This window comes from Flavobacterium lindanitolerans (assembly GCF_002846575.1).
GTDB classification, from domain to species: domain Bacteria; phylum Bacteroidota; class Bacteroidia; order Flavobacteriales; family Flavobacteriaceae; genus Flavobacterium; species Flavobacterium lindanitolerans.
Genome location: NZ_PJND01000008.1, coordinates 184,547 through 202,411 on the forward strand (window position 1 = coordinate 184,547; position 17,865 = coordinate 202,411).

Below are 17,865 nucleotides of genomic sequence, written 5' to 3' on the forward strand. Positions count from 1 at the left end.
TCAAGCCTTTAGCAGCAGGTCAATATTCCAATCCAAATCCGGATTATAGACCAACTCACCCTTTTTTACTTCAAGCGGACAATCAAAATTGTTGGTATAAAGACTTCCTGTGCCTAAACCCTGAGGCATTGGATTCTGTTTTTGAAACGTCCATTGGGCAATGGCATTCAAACCAATATTGCTTTCTAAAGCTGAGGTGGCCCACCAACCAATATTGTATTTTTCGGCCAATGCAATCCATTCCTCAGAACCTCTAAAACCACCTATAAGACTTGGTTTTAAAATGATATATTGCGGCCTGATTTTTTGTAACAGGGCTTCTTTTTGAGCATAATCAAAGACACCTATCAACTCTTCATCCAAGGCAATAGGAAAGGGAGCGTTTTTACACAGCTCTGACATACTGTCATGTTGATTTTTTTGTATAGGCTGTTCTATGCTATGTATTTTAAATTCAGATAATTGATTTAATTTAAACAAAGCTTCACTTGAAGTAAATCCGCCATTGGCATCAACCCGGATTTCTATTGTAGAATCATCATAGTTTTCGCGTATAAAGCGCAATAACCTGAGTTCTTTTTCAAAATCTATGGCTCCTATTTTGAGCTTTATGCAATGAAATCCTTCAGCCAGTTTTTCTTCGATTTGCGACTTCATAAAAGCAGGCTCACCCATCCATACCAAACCATTAATCGGGATGTTTTTTTTGCCATTTGTAAAATCGGAAGGGAACAATAAAAAAGGTGTTTCGCTTTCTAATGACAGGAAAGCCATTTCAACTCCAAACTGTAACGAAGGAAATTCGAGGAGCATTTCCCAAAGCTTTTCTTTTCCAAGATGTATGTTTTCACAAACCCATTTTAGCTTTTCTTCATAATCCGGCCTGTCGTCTGCACTTAACGTTCTCAGAATACCGCACTCACCTATTCCCAGTTTGCCATTTTCCTCCAGAATAAGGAACCAGGTTTCTTTATGGGTCATTATGCCTCGGGAAGTGCCTGATGGACGCTTAAAATCGAGAATATACTTTTTATAGGACGCTTTTAGCATAGTCAATCTGTTTATTCTTCAAGCAGTTTTAAAATCCTGTCAAAATCATCACTTACAAATCCTGCCTTTCTCAGGTCATCAAAATCAAATTGGGTTCTGGCTTTCCACGACAAGGTTGGAGTAACGTTTTGCCCTCTGTATTTTTTATGGATTTCTTTTGCCTTTTTGTAATCGCCTTTCAGCAAATATACATGCGCCATATTCAATTGAATAAGCAATTCCGACTCATCCTTGCCTTCTCCTTCTTTTAAAGCCTTCATTGCTTTGTCAAACTGTTTGGAATACAAATAATATTGCCCCAAAGCGTTATAATCCAATACAGAGGCATTTCCGTTCTCCATAATCCCGGTCTGTAACAAATCAATTGCCTGTTCGTATTTCCTGTTTTTAAAATATTGCATCGCATCCAGTCTTATAGCAGTCAATATCGATTTGTTTGCCGGTTTTTCCAAAAGACAGGCATTGCCAAAATCCTTAAAGGCTTTGTTTTTCTCAATTGCCAAAAGATTCTGGAATTCCTGGAATTTATAGCGCTTCTGCATTTTTTCGAGAATGCAAAGCGAGAAATCATCCGCATTCAGCATTTTCTTAGCCAGGTCAGAAGCCTTAATCTGCCTGATAATTGTCTGCCTGTTTTCCAATGTCCAGCCCCGGCTCAGCTTATTATCAACCCATGGCACGATTTCAAGGACAATTTTCTGTTTCATAATCCAGTTCATACTTTCAAAGCCAAACCACAAGTACTCCTGTCCTGTTTTTAAACAGGAAGATTTGTCTATAGAAAGTCGTCTGGCTTCTTTGTTTACCGGACTATTCTGAAAAAGGCAGGCATTGTCTGTTTTCCCTTTCTCTTTATACTCTTTTGCAAAGGCATTGCTTGAAAATATTCCGTATTTGCATTTATCATCACCGGAAATCTTAGAAGTCAGAAACACAGCACCGGCAGCACCCTGACTAATACCGCTTGGGTCTGGTATTGCTTTTAAGAGCGAACTAAGACTGTTTGCCATTTGCTGGTTTTCATCCAGAATTGTAATTCTGTAAACAATTTCTGTTGTACCCATTGGCAGGTCTTCCGTCTTTACCGTTATCTTTTCTCCGGCCGAGACAATGATTTCTTTTGTTGTAGCGCGCTCTTTATCCCAATAGCCATCTTGCTGTGAGAAAGCAGATTGGGCTAAAACCAAAAACAAAAGAAACGTAATTTTTCGTGTAAGCATTTTTGCAAATAATTCATTAGTTGCTCCCAGAGCATAAAAAAAAGAAAAAGGACTAAAAATCCTTTTTCCTTACTTTTTTATTTGTATTAAATATCGATGGAATCCCCGATTTCCAATAGCATCAGGTCTTTTCCTCTGTCAAAAAATTTCTTTTTGGCTTCTTCCTTATCGATTTTGATATAACCGAAAGTATCATAATGGCAACCTAAAATCTTATCGCATTCCACAAAATCAGAAGCAATAATGGCATCTTCAACATCCATTGTGAAATTGTTTCCTATCGGAAAAATAGCCAAGTCTAGTTTGGTTCTTAATGGAATGAGCTTCATGTCAAAAGTCAGGGCAGTATCGCCGGCAATATAAATATTCTTATGTTCGCCTTCAATCACAAAACCGCCAGGATTCCCGCCATATTTGCCATCATTAAACGAACTGGAATGAATGGCGTTCACATATTTTACAGTTCCGAAATCAAATTTCCAGCTTCCGCCATGGTTCATTGGATGGCTTTTTAGTCCTTTTGCTTCAAAATACCATGCGATTTCTGCATTTGAAACAATGGTTGCCCCTGTACGCCTGGCAATAGCCTCTACATCGAGTACGTGGTCACCGTGTGCATGCGTCACTAAAATATAATCGGCTTTAAGTTCCTCAATATTGATATGGCTTGCCAATTCATTTGCAGTTATATAGGGGTCTACAATGATATTTTTGCCTCCTACTTCGATACCGAGGCTTGCGTGTCCGTAGAATGTAATTTTCATAGTTTTTTATTTTAATTATTTACAATAATATCCGAAAGGAAAAAAATCAGGCATAATGAAAGCAGTACTGACAAAAGAAAAGTACTGATTGCCAGTTTTTTTAATTCCGGGTCTAATTTTTTAGGGTCTTTATTTTTATACACCGTTATCAAATGGCTGATTAATGGGAAATAAGCCACGACGAAAATATACTGGTCAAACTGAAAATTATTCAACACCGCAAAAACAAGCACCAAAATCATGGCAGAAATTACCAGAAAATAATGGTATTTTTTTGCTTTTGCTCCGCCAATTTTCACAACAATAGTATTTTTACCTGATTTTCTATCCGATTCTTCGTCTCTCATGTTGTTGAGGTTTAGTACTCCTACACTCAAAAAACCTATCGCTATAGCCGGAAGGAAAAGTTTATAGTCCAACTCTTTAGAATATAAAAAGTTAACACCCAGCGTACTCACCAACCCGAAAAACACAAAAACAAAAAGGTCACCATAACCACGGTAGCCATAAGCCGTATTCCCAACTGTATATCGGATAGCCGAGGCAATAGCCAGAAGGCCTAATATTAAAAAGAAAATCGAGTAACCTATATTCGTTTCGCCAAACGCGAAATAAATCAGCAAAACGGCTGAAATAAAAGTCAGTACAGAAGTAATGATAATGGCCCGTTTCATGGCTTGTGGCGAAATTACGCCGCTTTGGATTGCCCGTTTCGGACCAATCCGGTCTTCATTATCGGTTCCTTTGATTCCGTCACCATAATCATTTGCAAAATTGGAAAGTACCTGAAGTCCCAGTGTTGTCAGGATGGCAAAGCCAAATAGCTGCCAGTTAAAAACTTCGGTCGGCGTCAGCACATTGGCTGTCGGATATGCCAAAGCATACATACTCCCCACAATAATTCCTGATACCGAAAGTGGCAATGTTCGCAGACGTGCTGCTTCTACCCAATGTTTCATTTTTAGTGTTTATTCGTAAATAGTGTTTCTTTTTCAGGCAAAGTTACATCCAGTTCTTTTCGGATGTCTCCACCTGATACAGCCAATAGTTGACCAATTGTTTTATATGAGTGAAATCTCCAAATCTAAAGTCTACGTCACCTGCAGCCGTATGCAAAATCAAGTGCCCCACATCGGCACTTTTATGCCAAAAATATTGTTTGGCAGTAATCGCCTGGATTTTATGCGGCTCTATAATCTCGTGTTCCACATCCCAGGCTCCGTGTCTTTTTATGATAAAGTCCTGATTTACATACAGTGCATGGTTTCTATAACCAAAATAAATCAGGCTGCTTATAAGACATAAATATACAAAAACAAGCGGAATATACAGGCCCATATTTCCAATTTCTGCATAATGCAAAAGGGTTAAAATAACGGCCAGAAAAGCAACAGCAGAAAATGTTCTGAAAATCAGGTAGCGAAAATTGGAGCGGTATTGGTTTCCCTTTTGCGGAATTTTTCCGAGGATAATTCTAAGAATTTCATCCCTTTCTTCCGTATTGCAGCCCGGAATTTCAATTGCATTACTTTTTTTCTTCTGTTCCTTTACTTCATCACTCGACGCCTGCTTCATATTCATATCCAATATCCTGAATTTTTTCTGGAAATAATTCTGGCTATAGGATGTAATCTGGACTTTATCAGGATTGAGCAGCGTATTCTTCTTTGCAAACAATCCGGATGTGATGACCAGTGACTGTTTCTGCTTAATCATTACAAAATCAAAATGCTTGATAAAGATTCGGACAATATTGATGAGCAATACCAAAACCAACAATCCGAAAATTAAAATTCCGGCAGAAAAGAAACCTGCTCCTCTTTCAAAAACAGTATCTACCTCTTTCTCATCGATTTCAAACGCATTAATCGCATCTTTAAAACTTTGATAAAGCGTAATGACAAAGGTCACTAAAAGCGCTATGGTCCGCCCGTAATTGGATGTAATTCCTACTTTAAATAAAGTGTTGTAACTTATTTTAAGAAAGGTTTTTGACTCTTTTATTACTTCTTGATTATCGTCAAGTGCTTCTTCCTCCTTATTGCCATAATCAAGTAATTTTTCTTTAAGTAGCAATGCCAATCTTTGGTCGATTGCCCGAATGCTGATTTCTTTTTTATCGGTTCCTGCCGTATCAATATCCAGGCTATAGACACCAATTATTTTTTGGATTATGGACTGATTGATGTCAACCTGCTGGATTTTGGAAAGCTGAATACTGATTCTGCTTTTGTTGATAACACCTTTTCTCAATACAAACTCCTGCTTTTCTTCGTCCAGATAGAAAGTAAAATTCCTGTATTTCAAATAGCCAATCACCAGGGTGAGTACAACCAATCCTAAAAAACCGAGTCCAACAACCAGATATTGGTCTTGCTTAAGCTTAAATAGAATTAGCAATAAAGGAACCCACATGGCACGGACAACACCCTGAAAAGTGTCGGCAAACATGACTATGATTCCCGTAACCGATTGCCGTTGCGGTGTCGTAAAATCAAGCCTCATCAGATGTGGTTTTGGATTTTTTGCATCAGCAGTTCCTTAATGCTTTCTGCTTTTTCTTTTTCAATTCCGGAAATTTTCACGTCGCTGGTGTTTCCACCTGCCGTAAATATCTGAATCTGTGCCAGTTTATATATTCTGGAAAAAGCACCCTCATGCATTGCTACATGCTGAATCCTGTTGAAAGGCATTACGGTGGTTGTGGTTGAAAGCAAACCTCTTTTGTAAAGGATATCCTTATCTCTTAAAGCAAAAGCACGTCTTTTCACAGCCATAACCGAACTGAAATATAAAATCAGCGCAAAAACCGCATACGAAATTCCAAAAACCAGATAGGTCTGAGTATTCTGAAAATCTTCATTGAAATAAATCAGTACACCAATTCCAATAGCTATAATCAATAAAACAATAGCAATATTGATGTAGACTACCTTGATATAATTCTTATTCAGTGGCGAAAAGTGCACTTCCTCAAATTTTGGAAGCTGGTTTATGTCAATGGTTTCATTTGTAAATTCCATCGCAGTTAGGGGTTTCTATAAGTTAGGATGCTTTGTTTGTGGGGCTATGGCAAATATTTCTTTTCGAAGTTTGGTTTTCTTTTTTCCAGGAAAGCGTTTCTTCCTTCTTTGGCTTCGTCTGTCATATAAGCCAGACGCGTTGCTTCTCCTGCAAAAACCTGCTGTCCGACCATTCCATCATCTGTAAGGTTCATGGCAAATTTCAGCATTTTTATAGAAGTTGGCGATTTGGCCAAAATTTCCTGAGCCCATTCGTAGGCTGTATCTTCTAATTCAGCATGAGGGATTACAGCATTGACCATTCCCATATCAAAAGCTTCCTGTGCCGAATAATTTCTTCCTAAAAAGAAAATCTCCCTTGCTTTTTTCTGCCCAACCATTTTTGCAAGATATGCCGAGCCATAACCTCCGTCAAAACTTGTTACATCTGCATCCGTCTGTTTAAAAATAGCATGTTCTTTACTTGCCAATGTCAAGTCGCAAACCACATGAAGGCTATGTCCGCCTCCAACGGCCCATCCCGGAACTACTGCAATGACTACTTTTGGCATGAAGCGGATTAAACGCTGCACTTCCAAAATATTAAGGCGGTGCATTCCGTCATCGCCCACATAGCCCTGATGTCCTCTAGCCTTTTGGTCACCACCACTGCAAAAGGAATATACACCATCTTTGGAAGATGGTCCTTCAGCAGATAACAGGACAACACCAATGGAGGTATCTTCCTGTGCGTCGTAAAAAGCCTGATAGAGTTCGCTTGTCGTTTTTGGACGGAAAGCGTTCCTTACATCCGGACGGTTAAAAGCTATCCTGGCAACGCCATTGGACTTCTTATAGGTTATATCTTCAAAATCTTTAACAGTTTCCCAGTTTATTGAACTCATTTTTATACTATTTTAGCGTAAAAATAAATCATTTTTTACAGACTACGAATAACAAAAATTAAAATCTAAATGAGACAGACTTTCTTACCTATTGCTTTGCTTGCATTTGCTTTTTCAGCATATTCTCAAAAGTATGAGTTCCAAACCATTAAAGATATAGAAGCGACTCCTGTGATTTCTCAGGACATTACCGGAACCTGCTGGAGCTTTTCTTCTACTTCTTTCTTAGAAGCTGAAATTATCAGAACAACAGGCAGGAAAATCGACCTTTCTGAAATGTACAATGTGCGTAATACCTATCCTAAAAAGGCATGGAATTATGTAATGCGTCAGGGAAAAGCACAATTTGGCGAAGGCGGTCTAAACCATGATGTTATCAATAGCGCTATGCAATTTGGTCTTGTGCCTTTGACAGCCTATTCCGGTTTGGTAGGAAATGCAACCAAGCACGACCATTCTAAAATGGCAAAAGAACTGGAAGATTTGCTGAAAAAATATGCCGACCCTTCCAAAAAACTGGATCCGAAATGGAAAACTGAAGTTGAAGCCATATTGGACAAATATATGGGAGCTAATGTAACCGAGTTTACTTACGACGGAAAAAAATATACGCCAAAGAGCTTCCTGGAAATGACCAAACTAAATCTTAAAGATTATGTGACAATCACTTCTTTTACCAACGAGCCTTACTACAAGACTTTTATTCTGGATATCCCTGACAATTTTTCTAACGGAAGCTTTTACAATATGCCTCTTGACGAGTTTGTACAAAACGTTGATAACGCTTTAGACAAGGGCTACACGCTGGCTTTGGATGCCGATGTAAGTGAAAAAACCTTTTCCGGAAAAAATGGAATTGCTGTAATCCCGGAAAACGAAGCGGATGAAAAGACGATTCTTACTGAAATTAAGCCGGAAAAGAACATCACTCCTGAATTCCGCCAGCAGGAATTTGAAAACTTCAATACTACAGACGACCACCTGATGCATATTGTTGGTAAAGTAAAAGACCAAAAAGGCAATATCTATTATAAGGTAAAAAATTCATGGGGTTCAAAGAATCTTGGAAATGACGGTTATATCTACATGAGTGTTCCTTACCTAAGATTAAAAGCCATTTCTGTACTATTGCACAAAGATGGACTTTTGAAGAAAACCAAAAAAGAATTAGGCGTCTAACGTTTCCATAAAATAATAAGTCGGGATTTTCTAATCCCGATTTTTTTGTTTGAACTATTTTCTTAAATTTAAAGATGAAAAAATTTTATTCAGACCATCATATTCCTACGGTCACTATGCTGTGGCTGATTGTTCTCTTTTTAATCGCCACCCCTTTTTTTACACCCAATCAAATCTGGGGTGAAATGTTTATCCCTATTATCATAGTTACACTTTGTGCCCTTCTTATTCTATGGATTCTTTTGGACACTAAATATGTCATCAAGAATTCATTCCTCCATTACACATCAGGACCTATTCGCGGAAAAATTGATATTTATAAAATCAATGCAATAGTCCACCAAAAAAAGTGGTTTGTACAATCAACGCTTAAACCAGCTTTGGGCAGCAAAGGACTTATCATCAAATATGGCAAATTTGACGATATTTATATTTCGCCGAAACGAAAGCAGGAATTCATTGATGCCTTGTTAGAAATCAATCCGCACATCGAAATCGAGTAGAAAAACTGTTAAATTTTACTCTTTGAAAATTATGTAATCGGCAATTTTGAAAAGTTTATTTTATCGAGTATTCAATAAATCTTTCTTATTGTTTTCGTTTCGATAAAATGTTGCCGAATTCCGAAAATTTATGAACAGCGGTTGATAAGTCGCCTAGTCTTTCCTCTATATTTTTTTGATAACTTTATCATACAAAAGCTCTAATAATGAGCTTTTTATAAAGTCCACTAAAATATAATGAGGTATGGAAAACATTAATTTTCTGGCATTTGCAATGCCTGCTTTTTTCCTTTTCGTCTATTTAGAATATAAATTAGCACAACGCAAAAAGCGTCCGGAAATATTCAATTATGAAAGCTCTGTTTCTAATATCAGCATTGGCCTGGCAGAACGACTGATTAATCTTTTTATAGCGGCAAGTTTCTACCAGCTTTTCTATTATATTTATGAGCATTACCGAATTTTTGACATTCCCGGTAATTTCTGGATTTGGATAGGGCTTATTCTTGCAACTGATTTTGTCTGGTATTGGTATCACAGGCTCGGACATGAAGTAAACTTCTTTTGGGCCGCACATATTGTCCATCACCACAGCGAGGAATTTAATTTTACGGCTGCTGCCAGAATTACGACCTTTCAGGCTATCATCAGGACAGGATTCTGGTGCATATTGCCTTTTCTAGGTTTCCATCCCAAGATGGTAATTACTATGTTACTGGTTCATGGTGCGTATTCTTTTTTTACTCATACACAGGTCATCGGACGTATAAAATGGCTGGAGTATGTGTTCGTAACGCCATCGGTTCACGGTGTGCATCATGCTTCGGATGAAAAATATCTTGATAAAAATTATGGCGATATGTTTACTTTTTGGGACCGAATGTTTGGAACTTTTCAGGAAGAAGAAGAAAAACCAAAGTACGGTTTGACGCATCCGCTGAAAAGCTACAGCTTTCTATGGCAGCATTTCCATTATTATTTTGAAATATATGAGTTATGGAAACGTTCCAAAGGTTTTAAGGCAAGATGGGATGCTGTTTTTGGCAGTCCTGCAGCTATGGACCAGGACATTCGTCCAATGCTAGAAAAACGGTTCCTGCAAGACAAAACTGATAGAAGCCACCGACTCAAGTTCCGAAATTATTTATACATACAGCTTGCCGTGAGTACGCTTATCCTGACCGTATTTACCTATTATTTTGGAAGTCTTGGGTTTTATGATAAGATTTTCGGGCTTTCCTTTATTATAATTACACTAATTAACTGCGGGGCTTTGCTGGAACAACGCAAATGGATTTATTATTTGGAATATTCAAGGCTTTTTATTCTTTCTACCTATTTGCTTTATATCGAAAATCTTGCTGAATATTTCCTGGTTCCGGTCATTATCATGATAGCGGCTGAGAAAATGTTCTCCCTAAGCCGAAAATACCAAAATCTGGTACTGCAAATGGAAAGCGCAAAAAGATAATCAGCCAATTTTTACTGATGTCATATTTAAGGAACCGCCCACCAGCTTGTCATTAAAGAATACTGTATCTTCCTGATTGTCCTGTAAGGCAAGCGAATACAGCATTGGATAATAATGGTCTGGCGTTGGAATAGCCAGTTTTGATGCTTTGCTTAGGTTTTCGTAATCAATCAGGGCTTTGTGGTCCCTATTTTCGATTTTCTGTTTAAAAATATCGTTCATTTCTATGGCCCAATCAAAACCATATTCCGGTTCGCGTAATTTTTTCCAGTCAATCATTCGGAGGTTGTGTACCATGTTTCCGCTTCCGATAATTAGTACGCCTTTTTTGCGAAGTAAGGCTATCTGTTTTGCCAGGTCGTAATGGTATTGGGCAGGTTTGCTGTAATCAATACTCAGCTGCAATACCGGAATGTCTGCGTCAGGATACATATGTCTCACGACAGTCCAGGTTCCGTGGTCGAGTCCCCAATCATGGTCAAGGCCAACATTAGTAGAATGAATCAGTTTGGCTGTTTCTGCCGCCAGTTCCGGACTACCTTTCGCGGGATACTGTACATCAAACAAAGCCTGTGGAAAGCCTCCAAAATCATGAATTGTTTTTGGATTGTTCATGGCTGTAATGTGTGTACCACGTGTTAGCCAATGGGCTGAAATGACCAGAACGGCTTTGGGTTTTGGGATTTCTTTTCCCATTTTTGCCCAATTTTGGGAGAATTCATTGTCTTCTATCCCATTCATTGGAGAACCGTGTCCTATGAATAGTACCGGATGTTTTATGTCTTCTTCGTTTAAGTCTTGTGTCCAATTATAAAAAGGCTGTAATGATGCCATAACTATTCCTCCTGTTATTGTTTGAATAAAATGCGAACGTTTCAATTCTTTAATATTTGTATATACAAATGTACGAAATATTCTTTTACAAACTAAATAACCGTCAGGAAGTTAAAATCTAATCAAAGTCAGAACCTTTAAACATTAGCCCTTTTTTAGAACGCAGATAACGTGGAAAAGAAATTATCGCGGATTTGAGAAGATTAAAACCTTAGTACCTCAGAAACTAGCGCCTTAGGACCTCTTTTAGAACGCGGGTTAACACGGATTTTAAGAAATTACCGCGGATTTGAGAAGATTAAAACCTTAGTACTTCAGAAACTTAGCGCCTTAGTACCTCTTTTAGAACGCGGATTAATGCGGATTAAGGAAATTACCGCGGATTTGTGAATCTTAAAAACCAGTACCTCAGAACCTTAGCACCTTAGTGCTTTTTTAGAACGCGGATTAATGCGGATTAGGAAAATTACCGCGGATTTGTGAACCTTAAAAACTTTGTCCCTCAAAACCTTAGCATCTTAGCATCTCAAAAAAAGCTCCCTCGTAATCGAGAGAGCTTTTTATTATTTTTTTCTTGAGCTTTTGAAAATATAGCCTATTCTTGCATGAAGGTCAAGCCAAACTTCACCGGAATCATCAAAAGGATGTTTTTTATTAAAAATAAAATTATATCCTAAACCCGCACCAAGTTCATAGGTAAAATCACTTTTTCCTATATTTCTTTTCATTGCCCATTTTGGAACAACAGCTACCTGATGATTCAAATAAGCATTTTCAACTCCCGTAATGACAAACCAATCCGGATGGTAGCTCACTGTAAGAGCAATAAAATTTGCTGCGTTGTTATGGATATTTTTTCCCTTAGCGCCTCTTTTTTCAAGATTGTAGTACCAACGAGGCTCAAAAGTAATTACGGGTACAAGGGCATCAAAATCGACACTCCCCTCATTATCATTATTTTTCTGTGTAAAAACATCGAGTCCTATCTCAGTCTTTAGCGTAACCTTTTCAGAAAGCCTGCTTTCATTATTCAACCAAAATCCAAAGAAACCGGTTTGGAATGAGAATGTTGATTTTTCGACTGAATAATCCTGAGCAAAAATGGTGTGGGCAGAGAGAAGAAACAGAATGTAAATTTTTTTCATTTTGGATTTGATTTATTTAGCCGGCAAAAGTAGTAAAAACTTTACTTTTACATTTTAAATTATTTTACCAAATAAATCCCGTCTTCTTTTATTTCAATCAGTTTTTGCTTATACAGCACACCTATTGCTTTTTTAAATGTCTTTTTACTCATTTTCAACACCGTTTTGATGTCTTCCGGGTGGCTGTTGTCGTTCAGACGAAGGAAACCACGGCTGGCACGAAGCTCATCCATGATTTTCTCAGCATTAGGCTCAACGGCATCAAAACCCTGTTTCTGTAAAGCCACATCAATTTTATTACCCGGACGAATGGCCTTGATATAACCGCGTAAACGGTCGCCGGTCCTGATTCGGTCATCATATACTTCATCCTTATAGATTAAACCTTTGTGCTGTTCGTTGATGATAACATTGATACCCAAATCCGTAATATGAGAAACAATCAGGTCGACTTCTTCTCCTACTTCAACCGTAAGCTCTTCATTATTTAAGAACTGATTGGTTTTGCTGGAAGCAACCAATCGGTTTGTTTTTTCGTCCATGTAGAGGAAAACCAGATAACGCTTTCCTTTTTCCATTGGGCGGGCCTGTTCCTTAAACGGAACAAGTATGTCTTTTTCCAATCCCCAATCCATAAAAGCGCCTATACGGTTGGTATAGTTTACTCTCAAAAGCGCAAATTCATTAAGCTGGATATAAGGTCTTAAAGTTGTGGCTACGGGTCTTTCTTCGTGGTCAAGATATACGAAAACTTCTATTTCTTCTCCTATTTCAAATACTTTCGGGACATATTTATTGGGTAGCAAGACATCCTCTTTCCCATCGGTTAAAAATAATCCGACTTGCGTGTCCCTATCAATTGTCAGCGTATTGTATTTTCCTATTTCAATCATTTCTTTTCAGTTGCAAAGTTTCTAAGTTGCAGAGGACAAAGGTACAATCTTTATTATAAAACCTGTTTGTCCTTTTTTAAACCAGTTCTTTAAAATACTGCAGCAATATTTTGTCGTTTTCCAAAGTAGGCGTAAAAATTTCCAATATTACCGTTTTTTTACTGGCATAAAATGCTTTAAGCCCATCTTCCAGAGCAGTTTCATTACTGGCAGAGAAATAATCAAAATGATACATTTTTGCCAATTGTTCTCCTGTCAGACAATGTGAAGTTTCAAAATAAGTATTAAAGACAGGTGTTTCCTGATGTCCGGGAAGAATCCTGAAAATACCGCCTCCTCCATTGTTGAGCAGGATAATTTTGAAATTCTTTGGGATATAATTATTCCACAAGGCATTACTGTCATAGAAAAAGCTGACATCACCAGTAATCAATATGGTTTCTTTTCCGCTGGCCAGTGCTGCGCCAACTGCTGTTGAGGTACTGCCATCTATACCACTTGTGCCGCGATTACAGAAAACGGCAATACTTGGGTCAATATCAATTAATTGGGCATAACGGATGGCAGAACTGTTACTGATTTGCAACTGACTGTTTTTGGGCAGGCCAGGTATTATCTTATCAAAAACCGTAAAATCCGAAAATGGTATTTTGGAAACATACAAATCGTGTTTTTCTTTTCTGGCTGCTTTTAGCTCTTGTGCCTTCTTATTGTAATCTGACACAATAACAGTTTCCGATAAAAATTGCTTCAGGAAATCATTAGGTTCAGCAATAAAATGCTTGGTTAATGCACCAAATGTATCATAAGCCCGTAAAGTATCGATATGCCAGTGTGCTTTTGGTCTGTATTTCCTTAAAAAAGCCTTGATTCTTTTTGACACCACCATTCCACCAAAAGTCAGGAGAATTTCCGGCTGGAAATCTTTAAAATCCTCATCGGTAAAAGGTGTGATTATGGTATCAATATTGTTTATAAAATTAGGATGGTGCAGATTGGATGTCGTTTCTGTCATGACTACTACCGAAGAATCCTGTGCCAGATGATTAATAACCGCTTCATCAATTGTGTCCGGGTCGTTGACTCCTACCAAAACCAATTTCTTTTTGGCCGTATTCCATTGTGAAATATACGGTGTTAAATCTTCATCAGAGTTTGGATTTTCAAAGGTAGTTTCAGAAATAACAGGAGTGACTTCCGGTTTAGAAACGGTTTCGTACAAAGGCTCTTCAAACGGAGCATTAATATGAACAGGGCCTTTCTTAACCAAAGCCAGAGTTATTGCATCGGCAATTTTGAGGTCGTTTTCCTGAGAAGCTTCTTCCGTCAGATTAGCACTGTAGATAATATGGTTGGCATAAACATTCTGTTGCCGGATAGTCTGTCCGTCCCCAATATCAATCTTGCTCAACGGCCTGTCTGCTGAAATTACAACCAAAGGAATCTGGCTGTAAAAAGCCTCTGCAATAGCCGGATAATAATTGAGTAAGGCTGAGCCTGATGTACAGACAAGCGCGACTGCTTTTTTGGTCTGCTGTGCCATTCCCAAGGCAAAAAAAGCGGCACATCTTTCATCGGCTATACTATAGCATTTAAAGTCTGGATTGCTGGCAAAACCAATAGTTAACGGGGCATTTCGTGAACCTGGAGAGATTACGATATCGGTGAGTCCTTTAGTCCTGCAAATCTCAATTATGCTTTGTGCTAAAGGTATTTTAGGATAAATCATTCTTTATAGTATCAAAGCCTCAAAGATACAAAGATACTAAGGCTTTCGGCTCATTCTTAACAAGTTTTTCTATCTTTGGAAGTGAAAATATTATGACATGGAAATCCATATCCGAACTGCCAGAATTGAAGATACAGAAGCTATTTTAGAAATTGTGAATGATGCCATATTAAACACTACGGCCATTTATGATTATGATGTCAGGACCTTAAATGAACAATTGAATTGGTTTAGGGAAAAAGAACAGCAAAATTTTCCCGTTATTGTTGCAACGGATGAAAATGACAAAATATTGGGATTTGGAACCTATGGCAGTTTCCGTTTAAAAGCAGGCTATAAATTTACGGTAGAACATTCTGTGTATGTCAGGGAAGGTTTTTCAGGAAAAGGAATTGGAAAACTAATTTTATCCGAATTAATTGAAGTTGCTAAAAAACAGAAACTTCATACCATAATCGGGCTTATTGATACTGATAATGCCGGAAGTATTGCCTTTCATGAAAAATTCGGCTTTGAAAAAGCAGGTGTTCTCAAAGAAGCCGGCTATAAATTTGAAAAATGGCTGGATGTTCAGCTCATGCAATTGCTTCTGAAATAAGAAAGGCTTTCAAAACCTGAAATTCTGAAAGCCTTTCTTTATTTGTTCAAAAAGGTTTTAAGCCTTAATCCAATTTACAATTTCAGGGTCGGTTGGCAGTGTTTTAGGCGATATTACTTTTACCAATTCTCCTTTTTCGTTAATCAGGTATTTTTGGAAATTCCATTCTACTTCTGAATCCTGCAAGCCATTTTTAGATTTCTGGGTCAGAAATTTATAAACCGCATCCATATCATCTCCTTTGACTGAAATTTTAGACATCATCGGGAAAGTCACACCATAATTTCTTTCACAAAAAGCCCCTATTTCTTCATTCGTTCCCGGTTCCTGTGAGGCGAAATTATTAGCCGGAAAACCAACAATAACAAACCCTTTGTCTTTGTATTGGTCGTAAATTGCCTGCAAGTCTTTGTATTGCGGTGTTAATCCACATTTTGAAGCTGTATTGACAATTAAGACCTTCTTCCCTTTCAAAGAAGCAAAATCAAAATCATTTCCTTCCAAATCCTTTACCTTAAACTGGTAGATTGTTTCTTTACTCATTGTTTTATTTTTTGGTGTTGCCGTTTTTGTGTTTTTTTCCTGTGCCTGGTTCTGCTGACATGCCAGACAACCCAATAACGCAAAGGCGAAGGCTAATTTTTTCATCGTTTTTATTTTTTATAAAATTAGAAAATTCAAAAACTGTTTTCGTTTAAACTTTTGTTAAATAAAAATGAGTGTCGAAAAGTCTATATGCAAAAAATAGGTTTTTCAAGGATTCGAAATTGAATCCTTTTTATTTTTTCTTTCCTATCAATAATTTAGGCATGATTTACTTTTTCTTTACTACGAAATATACCACATATCCAATAAATAGTACAAATTGAACAGTAAATACAATGTAAAGATTACCAGCTAAATTTTGATATCCATTTATAAATAACATGGTTGTACTAGTTAAGAATATAAATTGAACTATACCCCAAATCAAGATTACCTTCATGTTTTTCATTTATAATTGTGCTACAGAACAAGCAGCTATTAAACCTAGTGTCCATGCAGGACCTGTAAGTGATCTTGCAATATCACATCGATTGTCTTGTGTACAGACATCATTTCCGCAAGCATAACATTTGGAAAATTTATATTTTGCACAATTTTCCATCCTATCGAACTTATGATTACACGATGATTCTTCACCATGACAATCGCACTTACTATAAGGAATACCTACAAATGTATTCTGCAAATCAGAAACTAACCCAGAGTCAATATAATTTTTACCCTGTGATTTTAAATCTGCCGTAAAAATCTTTATACCCTTTTTATTAGTAACAGTTAATGTATTTTTTTCTTCTTTATAGAATAAGAGATACGATTTATCTATAAGCGTAATAACCGCAGTTTTTTGGGTTACATCTTTAATATTTGTAAATTCATAAACTCTTACATGGGTAAAATTATAAGTTGTGACAGTGGCGGTTAAAAAGGAAAGCTCTTTTTCATAATCTTTAATCTCATTATATACAATAGTATAGTTTTTGTCTTTATCATTGAAAGGGTCAACAGTCATTTCCATTTCATCTTTTGACATTTTACGTTGGTAATTTTCTGAAGCAGTTGTAGGGTTTTCAGAAATAGTTTGTGGATCCTCGTGGCATGATGTTAATCCTAAGAAAATAATTAATAGAATTGCGGCGCTAATTTTTTTCATGGCTTATATGTTTTAGATTAAAAAAATAAATATAACTTTTTTTATAAAATAAACATATCTCTCTTTCGTGATTTTATATTCAACAAAAGATAGCTATCGATAATCTAACACCAAATTAAAGAATAGTGATTTGCCGAGAAATTTCAGTTATGAGTTTTTATTTTAGCCCAAACAAAATGGATTAGAGCAATTTGAAGAATCCATACAAAATGAAAGAAGAGGAAAAACTCATTTCCTACAACTTTTTCTTTAAAATCTTATGGTGCTGAAGCTTGAATTGTTGAGTATAGGTTATAGATAATTATTTTATCTGTCCGTCTTTATAGTTTAAAACTTCAAGTATGCTGTCTTTTAAAATTTGGGTTTCATAGACTATTAAAGTACCGTTGCCATTTTTAATAGTGCCTTTGTCGATATCATTTCCTTTAAAGTTTTTGGCAAAATCTACATAAACCAACTTCCCGTTTTCATAATTTCTGATGGTATGGATTTGTCCGTTGGGGAAAAACCACTTCCAAACTCCCTGAAAATTTCCTTCTTCTGCTTTTCCTAATCCGTATAAAATGCCATTTTCATGGTAGAATTTCCAAAGACCGTCAATCTTCCCGTTTTTAAACTTTCCCGTTTGCCTTAAAAAACCATTAGGATGAAATACTTTCCAGTTTCCGGTTTCCAGATTATTTTTAAATCTTCCTACCTGATAAAGCCTTCCATTTTCATAGCTGTATTTCCATTTACCTGTTTTCTTATTGTTTTTTATTTTTCCCGTTTCAATGTAGCCTTCCTTTTGGATGCTTACCATTTTAGTGGAATTACAGGAAATAAATAAAAGCGCCATCAGAACAGTTACAAACTGCTTTAAACGTATCAGCAAAA

The 17,865-nt window shown here is 37.0% G+C and carries 18 protein-coding genes; 4 read left to right on the plus strand and 14 right to left on the minus strand.

Going from position 1 to position 17,865, the window contains the following annotated elements; translation table 11 throughout:
• The 7 genes from B0G92_RS10690 to B0G92_RS10720 form a co-directional block, all read right to left on the minus strand.
• Positions 1 to 1,050 carry an o-succinylbenzoate synthase gene (locus B0G92_RS10690; protein ID WP_101472189.1) on the minus strand — a complete coding sequence of 350 codons (1,050 nt, stop codon included), beginning with the start codon at positions 1,048 to 1,050 and terminating at the stop codon, positions 1 to 3.
• 11 nt (positions 1,051 to 1,061) lie between these two features.
• Positions 1,062 to 2,270, minus strand: a complete 1,209-nt coding sequence (locus tag B0G92_RS10695) for a tetratricopeptide repeat protein (protein WP_101472190.1) — start codon at positions 2,268 to 2,270, stop codon at positions 1,062 to 1,064.
• A gap of 86 nt (positions 2,271 to 2,356) precedes the next feature.
• Positions 2,357 to 3,034 carry a metal-dependent hydrolase gene (locus tag B0G92_RS10700; RefSeq protein WP_056066198.1) on the minus strand — a complete coding sequence of 226 codons (678 nt, stop codon included), beginning with the start codon at positions 3,032 to 3,034 and terminating at the stop codon, positions 2,357 to 2,359.
• An 11-nt stretch (positions 3,035 to 3,045) separates the two neighbouring features.
• A complete protein-coding gene (menA, locus tag B0G92_RS10705) occupies positions 3,046 to 3,993 on the minus strand; it encodes a 1,4-dihydroxy-2-naphthoate octaprenyltransferase (protein ID WP_101472191.1) in 948 nt (315 codons plus the stop codon).
• A 43-nt stretch (positions 3,994 to 4,036) separates the two neighbouring features.
• On the minus strand, positions 4,037 to 5,539 hold the full coding sequence (locus B0G92_RS10710) for a PH domain-containing protein (protein ID WP_101472192.1): 1,503 nt from the start codon (positions 5,537 to 5,539) through the stop codon (positions 4,037 to 4,039).
• Entirely contained in the window at positions 5,539 to 6,057 is a 519-nt protein-coding gene (locus tag B0G92_RS10715; protein WP_101472193.1) for a PH domain-containing protein, read from the minus strand. The genes B0G92_RS10710 and B0G92_RS10715 overlap by 1 nt, the downstream gene beginning before the upstream one ends.
• A gap of 44 nt (positions 6,058 to 6,101) precedes the next feature.
• The gene (locus B0G92_RS10720; protein ID WP_056066185.1) at positions 6,102 to 6,941 is read right to left on the minus strand and encodes a 1,4-dihydroxy-2-naphthoyl-CoA synthase; all 840 of its coding nucleotides are present in this window, start codon (positions 6,939 to 6,941) and stop codon (positions 6,102 to 6,104) included.
• A 69-nt stretch (positions 6,942 to 7,010) separates the two neighbouring features.
• On the opposite strand from B0G92_RS10720, the gene B0G92_RS10725 reads away from it, so the two are divergent.
• From B0G92_RS10725 to B0G92_RS10735, 3 genes are all read left to right on the plus strand, one after another.
• A complete protein-coding gene (locus B0G92_RS10725; protein WP_101472194.1) occupies positions 7,011 to 8,120 on the plus strand; it encodes a C1 family peptidase in 1,110 nt (369 codons plus the stop codon).
• Between the two features lie 74 nt (positions 8,121 to 8,194).
• Entirely contained in the window at positions 8,195 to 8,623 is a 429-nt protein-coding gene (locus tag B0G92_RS10730; protein WP_101472195.1) for a PH domain-containing protein, read from the plus strand.
• Between the two features lie 244 nt (positions 8,624 to 8,867).
• Positions 8,868 to 10,094: a sterol desaturase family protein gene (locus B0G92_RS10735; protein ID WP_056066176.1), complete on the plus strand. Its 1,227-nt coding sequence runs from the start codon at positions 8,868 to 8,870 to the stop codon at positions 10,092 to 10,094.
• Here B0G92_RS10735 and ygiD read toward each other — a convergent pair whose 3' ends face one another.
• The 4 genes from ygiD to menD form a co-directional block, all read right to left on the minus strand.
• Positions 10,095 to 10,928, minus strand: coding sequence for a 4,5-DOPA-extradiol-dioxygenase (gene ygiD / locus B0G92_RS10740; protein WP_056066730.1), 834 nt, complete (start codon positions 10,926 to 10,928; stop codon positions 10,095 to 10,097).
• A gap of 563 nt (positions 10,929 to 11,491) precedes the next feature.
• The gene (locus tag B0G92_RS10745) at positions 11,492 to 12,073 is read right to left on the minus strand and encodes a hypothetical protein (RefSeq protein WP_101472196.1); all 582 of its coding nucleotides are present in this window, start codon (positions 12,071 to 12,073) and stop codon (positions 11,492 to 11,494) included.
• A gap of 59 nt (positions 12,074 to 12,132) precedes the next feature.
• On the minus strand, positions 12,133 to 12,966 hold the full coding sequence (locus B0G92_RS10750; RefSeq protein ID WP_056066170.1) for a CvfB family protein: 834 nt from the start codon (positions 12,964 to 12,966) through the stop codon (positions 12,133 to 12,135).
• A gap of 76 nt (positions 12,967 to 13,042) precedes the next feature.
• Positions 13,043 to 14,695 (minus strand): 2-succinyl-5-enolpyruvyl-6-hydroxy-3-cyclohexene-1-carboxylic-acid synthase, encoded by a 1,653-nt coding sequence (menD, locus tag B0G92_RS10755; protein ID WP_101472197.1) that lies wholly within the window; start codon positions 14,693 to 14,695, stop codon positions 13,043 to 13,045.
• 97 nt (positions 14,696 to 14,792) lie between these two features.
• Between menD and B0G92_RS10760 the strand changes: the two genes are divergently transcribed.
• Positions 14,793 to 15,293, plus strand: coding sequence for a GNAT family N-acetyltransferase (locus B0G92_RS10760; RefSeq protein ID WP_101472198.1), 501 nt, complete (start codon positions 14,793 to 14,795; stop codon positions 15,291 to 15,293).
• 57 nt (positions 15,294 to 15,350) lie between these two features.
• Here B0G92_RS10760 and B0G92_RS10765 read toward each other — a convergent pair whose 3' ends face one another.
• From B0G92_RS10765 to B0G92_RS10780, 3 genes are all read right to left on the minus strand, one after another.
• Complete coding sequence (locus B0G92_RS10765; protein ID WP_056066160.1) at positions 15,351 to 15,941, minus strand: glutathione peroxidase; 591 nt, start codon at positions 15,939 to 15,941, stop codon at positions 15,351 to 15,353.
• A 346-nt stretch (positions 15,942 to 16,287) separates the two neighbouring features.
• Positions 16,288 to 16,989 carry a hypothetical protein gene (locus tag B0G92_RS10775; protein ID WP_101472200.1) on the minus strand — a complete coding sequence of 234 codons (702 nt, stop codon included), beginning with the start codon at positions 16,987 to 16,989 and terminating at the stop codon, positions 16,288 to 16,290.
• Positions 16,990 to 17,290: 301 nt separating this feature from the next.
• Positions 17,291 to 17,863, minus strand: a complete 573-nt coding sequence (locus B0G92_RS10780) for a toxin-antitoxin system YwqK family antitoxin (RefSeq protein ID WP_143395022.1) — start codon at positions 17,861 to 17,863, stop codon at positions 17,291 to 17,293.
• Positions 17,864 to 17,865 lie beyond the last annotated feature (2 nt).

Coding starts and splice junctions, on each gene's coding strand:
- B0G92_RS10730 (WP_101472195.1), top strand. CDS start 8,195: ATGAAAAAATTTTATTCAGACCATCATATTCCTACGGTCACTATGCTG.
- B0G92_RS10735 (WP_056066176.1), top strand. CDS start 8,868: ATGGAAAACATTAATTTTCTGGCATTTGCAATGCCTGCTTTTTTCCTT.
- B0G92_RS10775 (WP_101472200.1), bottom strand. CDS start 16,989: ATGAAAAAAATTAGCGCCGCAATTCTATTAATTATTTTCTTAGGATTA.
- B0G92_RS10700 (WP_056066198.1), bottom strand. CDS start 3,034: ATGAAAATTACATTCTACGGACACGCAAGCCTCGGTATCGAAGTAGGA.
- B0G92_RS10725 (WP_101472194.1), top strand. CDS start 7,011: ATGAGACAGACTTTCTTACCTATTGCTTTGCTTGCATTTGCTTTTTCA.
- ygiD (WP_056066730.1), bottom strand. CDS start 10,928: ATGGCATCATTACAGCCTTTTTATAATTGGACACAAGACTTAAACGAA.
- B0G92_RS10765 (WP_056066160.1), bottom strand. CDS start 15,941: ATGAAAAAATTAGCCTTCGCCTTTGCGTTATTGGGTTGTCTGGCATGT.
- B0G92_RS10710 (WP_101472192.1), bottom strand. CDS start 5,539: ATGAGGCTTGATTTTACGACACCGCAACGGCAATCGGTTACGGGAATC.
- B0G92_RS10690 (WP_101472189.1), bottom strand. CDS start 1,050: ATGCTAAAAGCGTCCTATAAAAAGTATATTCTCGATTTTAAGCGTCCA.
- B0G92_RS10745 (WP_101472196.1), bottom strand. CDS start 12,073: ATGAAAAAAATTTACATTCTGTTTCTTCTCTCTGCCCACACCATTTTT.
- B0G92_RS10720 (WP_056066185.1), bottom strand. CDS start 6,941: ATGAGTTCAATAAACTGGGAAACTGTTAAAGATTTTGAAGATATAACC.
- B0G92_RS10715 (WP_101472193.1), bottom strand. CDS start 6,057: ATGGAATTTACAAATGAAACCATTGACATAAACCAGCTTCCAAAATTT.
- B0G92_RS10760 (WP_101472198.1), top strand. CDS start 14,793: ATGGAAATCCATATCCGAACTGCCAGAATTGAAGATACAGAAGCTATT.
- menA (WP_101472191.1), bottom strand. CDS start 3,993: ATGAAACATTGGGTAGAAGCAGCACGTCTGCGAACATTGCCACTTTCG.
- menD (WP_101472197.1), bottom strand. CDS start 14,695: ATGATTTATCCTAAAATACCTTTAGCACAAAGCATAATTGAGATTTGC.
- B0G92_RS10695 (WP_101472190.1), bottom strand. CDS start 2,270: ATGCTTACACGAAAAATTACGTTTCTTTTGTTTTTGGTTTTAGCCCAA.
- B0G92_RS10750 (WP_056066170.1), bottom strand. CDS start 12,966: ATGATTGAAATAGGAAAATACAATACGCTGACAATTGATAGGGACACG.